Below are 4248 nucleotides of genomic sequence, written 5' to 3'. Positions count from 1 at the left end.
TCACCACCCTCATCGAGGGCGTGCTGCGCTGACGTCGCTGCTCTACGGGCGAAACCGCCTGGAACACGGGCCGAAATACCCGAAATTCCGAATCCACGGTGCGTCATGGTCGTTTTCCGTCGTGAAAACGACCGAAAGGCACCGTGAATAATCGGAAACGGGGATTTCGGCCCGTATGCCGTCTGACTACGATGGGGTGGTGAGGCGGTGATTGCCATGAGATTCAGCGAAGCATCCGATACCGAGTCATCCGATACGACGTCGTCCGATACGACGTCGCCGACATCCATCACACGCATTCGTCCCGCGGCCGTGGCCGGCGCGTTCTATCCTGCCGATCCGCGCGCATTGCAGCGCATGATCGACGACCAGCTCGACTACGCGCGAAGTCTGCTTACTCCCAACGTACTTGCGCGCCTGCCCGAGGGCGCACCCAAGGCCGTGATCGTGCCCCACGCCGGATACGTCTACTCCGGCACGACCGCCGCGCTCGCCTACGCGCTGCTGGAACGCGGCCGCGGCACGATTCATCGCGCAGTGATCGTCGGCCCGACGCATCGCGTGGCCGTCCGCGGCGTGGCCATGAGCCGCGCGACCGCGTTCGCCACCCCGCTCGGCATCGTGCCGATCGACGTGGCGGGGGAGGCCGCGGCATTCGGATTCGCGCCGCATCCGCACGGCGACGGAAATCACGGCGACGGAAACCCATCCGTGGAGGATTCTCCCCGCAGTTATGATGATTTCCTCAATCTGCCGAACGACACCTACGCCGGCGACGTCGCCTCCGCCGGTGTCGCCGCCTCCGTCCCGGCTCCCGCGCTGCTGCTCAACGACCCGACCCACGCGCGCGAGCACGCCGTCGAAGTGCAGATCCCGTTCCTGCAGACCGTGCTTGGCAATGACGTGGAGATCGTGCCGCTCAACGCCGGCACAGCCACGCCCGACGAAGTCGGCGACGTGCTGCGGGCGTTGTGGGGCGGACCCGAAACGGCGATCATCATCAGCTCCGACCTGTCGCATTACCATCCGCACGCCTACGCGCGGGCGCTTGACGACGACACCATAGTCCGCATCGCCGCGCTCGACCTGCCGATACATCCGAATCGCGCATGCGGCGCCTATCCGGTCAATGGCCTGCTCGACGTCTGCCGCGACAATGCCGGCGCCGTCGACCTGCGGTTCCTCGGATGCTGCACCTCCGGAGACGGTGGCCGGGTCGCGCTCTCCGACGATCTGATTGATGGGCCGGCTCCGGCGGATATGCCCCAGTCGGAATCGCCGGCTCATCCGGCCCGGGCCTCCCGTCCGGCGATGGCCGACCCGGACGAGGCCGTGGTCGGTTACGCCTCATTCGCCATGTGGGAGCACGTGGATGACGGCCGTGGCATCGGCTCCTCGGCGAAGAGGGGACTGTCGGCAGCACCGACTGCGGCAGAAACGTCGGATGTGCAGTCCGGCACGGCATCCGTATCCGTCTCTGCCTCTGACGACCACGGTCCGGTGCTGCTCGGCCTCGCCCGCACCGCGATCCGCCGTCATCTCGGCATCGACGACGGTGAAAACGACGCCGATGCCGCCGACTCCACTGGCCCAACTGGCTCTATGGACGCCATCGTCGACAGGCTCGCCGCAGTCCATCCGTGGCTGCGCGAACCGGGCGCCAGTTTCGTCACGCTTACCGAGGACGGTCGGCTGCGCGGCTGCATCGGCACACTCGAGGCGTATCGTCCGCTTGGGCGGGACGTCGCCGAACATGCGGTGGACGCCGCCAGCCGCGATCCGCGCTTCATGCCGGTGACGCCGGCGGAATACCCGCTGCTGAACGTGGAGGTGTCGGTGCTGTCGAAGCCCGAGCCCATGGCCGTTACCAGCCGCGCCGAACTTGAGGCCGCGCTGCGTCGGCGCGTCGATGGTCTGGTTCTTGAGGATTCCCGCGGTGGACGCCGCGCCACCTTCCTGCCGCAGGTATGGGACGAGCTGCCTCGGCCATATGATTTCGTCGCCCATCTGCTTGCCAAGGCCGGCCTGCCAAGCGACCTGGACTGGGCGGACGGCCGCATCCACTGCAGCCGCTACACCGTGACGGCGTACGAGGAGCCGAGCCGTTAAACGGGTGGCCCGGTGGCCCTTCCCGACGGAAGCCGGCGAACGTAGTGAGACTGAGAGGAGAAGGCATCTTGCACGGCACAGCAGCATATGATCCCCGCGCCGTCGGCCGTTGGCAGCATAGGCTGCCGGCCGAACCGTGCGGATCGGACTCGGCAAACGCCGGTCCCGCCGACGCCCGTGTGCAGTGCGACCTGTGCCCGCGCGCCTGCAAACTCAAACTCGGTCAGCGCGGCTTCTGCTTCGTGCGCAGCAACCATGACGGCGTCATCGTCTGCGATACGTACGGCCGCAGCTCCGGCTTCGCCATGGATCCCGTGGAGAAGAAGCCGCTCAACCACTTCCACCCAGGCTCGTCCGTATTGAGCTTCGGCACCGCCGGCTGCAATTCCGGCTGCCGGTTCTGCCAGAACTGGGACATCTCCAAGGCCCGCGACTGGGACAGGCTCGGCGTGGAGGCAAGCCCGGAGAAGATTGCCGACGTCGCGCTGCGATACCGCGCCGAATCCGTGGCGTTCACCTACAACGATCCCATCATCTTCGCCGAATACGCCATCGACACCGCCGCCGCCTGCCGCGGGCTCGGCATCCATCCCATCGCCGTCACCGCCGGCTACATGAGTGCCGCCGCCCGCCCGGAATTCTACGGCGCAATGGACGCCGCCAACATCGATCTCAAGGGATTCACCGAGGATTTCTACTGGAAAGTGACCGGTACACATTTGCAAGATGTGTTGGAAACCATAGCGTTTGCGGTCAATGAGGCGCGAACGCCCGACGGTGGTCGTGTATGGGTGGAATTGACGACGCTGCTCATCCCCGGCCTCAATGACGACGATGCGCAGCTGCATGCCGAATGCTCATGGATTCGCGAGCATTGCGGCCGTGACGTGCCCCTGCTTTTTTCCGCGTTCCACCCCGCCTACAAGATGGCCGACATCCCGCGCACGCCGCTGGCCACGCTCGTCCGCGCGCGAAGCATCGCGATGGAGGAGGGGCTGCGATACGTATACACCGGCAACGTGCACAACCCCGAAGGCGATGCCACGATCTGCCCGAACCCCGACTGCCGGGCGTTGCTCATCCAACGCGACTGGTACGAGATCCGCATGAACCGCATCGACGCCGACGGCCGCTGCCCCGACTGCGGCACCGCCATCGCCGGCTGCTGGGATTAGCGTGCCTTCATCCTGGTGGGCGGCATCCTAAAGGATCCTTCCAGAGATTCTAGAGAATCGTCTCCATGCCGATTTTCTGCGGCTTCAGGCCGCAATGCTCATAGAACGCCAACGCCGACGGATTGCACGACCATACGTTCAGCGTGACGTTGTAGCAGCCGTGCCCGCGCGCGAAATCGAGCACATGGCGATACAGTCTGCTGCCGATGTGACCGCCGCGCGCGGTCTCGTCCACACACAGGTCGTCGATGTACAGCGTGGTGATGTCGGTGAGCGCATGGCTTCCCGAATGCCGTTGGAACACACAGAACGCATATCCGACCACGCCGGTGCCCCCGGTGGCGCCTTCGTTGTTTTCGTCGTTCGCCGCTGCATCGGAGGCCCCGGCCGCCGTCTCGTCCACATAGACGAAGATGGGCCGCTCGTCATCGTTGATGATCGCCTCAAGCTCCTCGTCGGTGTATTTCTTGGCATTCGGCCTGAACAGATCGGGCCGCCCCTGATGATGGACCTCCGCCACCTGATAGAGCAGACGGTTGAGATCGGGAATGTCGTTGACCGTTGCGCGTCGAATCATGATGCCTCCTTGCCTGCGGATGGATTTACGTCCTGTGCTCTCGCGGATATGCGTTCAGTGTAGACCCCGTTGCCTTGTCGGCCGGGTCGTCGCTCGTATACGGCAGGTGAACCGTTCGCCGCGCGGAGTTTGCCTGCATGTTGGACGGAAGTTACGCCCCGGCAATGCGCGCGGTTTACGATAGCGATAGCTAAGCGAAGCTGCGGCCTAAAAACGACACGCCGAGAGAAGCCTTTGTTTGCAACGTTTCTCGGCGCACTTTTGCATGCCGGTTTGCATGATTCGCCGTTCTCATGTAAGTTTTCATCTTGCTGCCCGGCACGGCCGGCCTGCTTCCTTGGGTTGTGGGTGTGTTTGCTGGTGTGGTGGTGGTTTGAGAACTCAAGA

4 protein-coding genes are annotated in these 4248 nt (G+C 64.5%); 2 read left to right on the top strand and 2 right to left on the bottom strand.

From position 1 onward, the window contains the following. Window positions 1-216 precede the first annotated feature (216 nt). Together amrB and amrS are read left to right on the top strand one after the other, a co-directional pair. Window positions 217-2109 carry an AmmeMemoRadiSam system protein B gene (amrB, locus tag GFD18_RS10845; RefSeq protein WP_163200584.1) on the top strand — a complete coding sequence of 631 codons (1893 nt, stop codon included), beginning with the start codon at window positions 217-219 and terminating at the stop codon, window positions 2107-2109. Between the two features lie 68 nt (window positions 2110-2177). Further along, the gene (amrS, locus tag GFD18_RS10840) at window positions 2178-3284 is read left to right on the top strand and encodes an AmmeMemoRadiSam system radical SAM enzyme (RefSeq protein WP_204314015.1); all 1107 of its coding nucleotides are present in this window, start codon (window positions 2178-2180) and stop codon (window positions 3282-3284) included. A gap of 49 nt (window positions 3285-3333) precedes the next feature. On the opposite strand, the gene GFD18_RS10835 is transcribed toward amrS, so the two are convergent. Together GFD18_RS10835 and GFD18_RS11190 are read right to left on the bottom strand one after the other, a co-directional pair. Next, the gene (locus tag GFD18_RS10835) at window positions 3334-3861 is read right to left on the bottom strand and encodes a GNAT family N-acetyltransferase (RefSeq protein WP_163200585.1); all 528 of its coding nucleotides are present in this window, start codon (window positions 3859-3861) and stop codon (window positions 3334-3336) included. A gap of 190 nt (window positions 3862-4051) precedes the next feature. Then, a partial coding sequence (locus GFD18_RS11190) for a hypothetical protein (protein ID WP_204314016.1) occupies window positions 4052-4248 on the bottom strand: 197 nt, incomplete at its 5' end.

Source organism: Bifidobacterium saimiriisciurei (assembly GCF_010667655.1).
Lineage (GTDB): Bacteria > Actinomycetota > Actinomycetes > Actinomycetales > Bifidobacteriaceae > Galliscardovia > Galliscardovia saimiriisciurei.
The sequence above is the reverse complement of the archived record's forward strand: the minus strand, read 5'-3'. Positions and strand labels throughout refer to the sequence as shown.

Excerpts from the sequence above, each read along its gene's own strand:
- amrB (WP_163200584.1), top strand. The coding sequence starts at position 217 with ATGAGATTCAGCGAAGCATCCGATACCGAGTCATCCGATACGACGTCG.
- GFD18_RS10835 (WP_163200585.1), bottom strand. The coding sequence starts at position 3,861 with ATGATTCGACGCGCAACGGTCAACGACATTCCCGATCTCAACCGTCTG.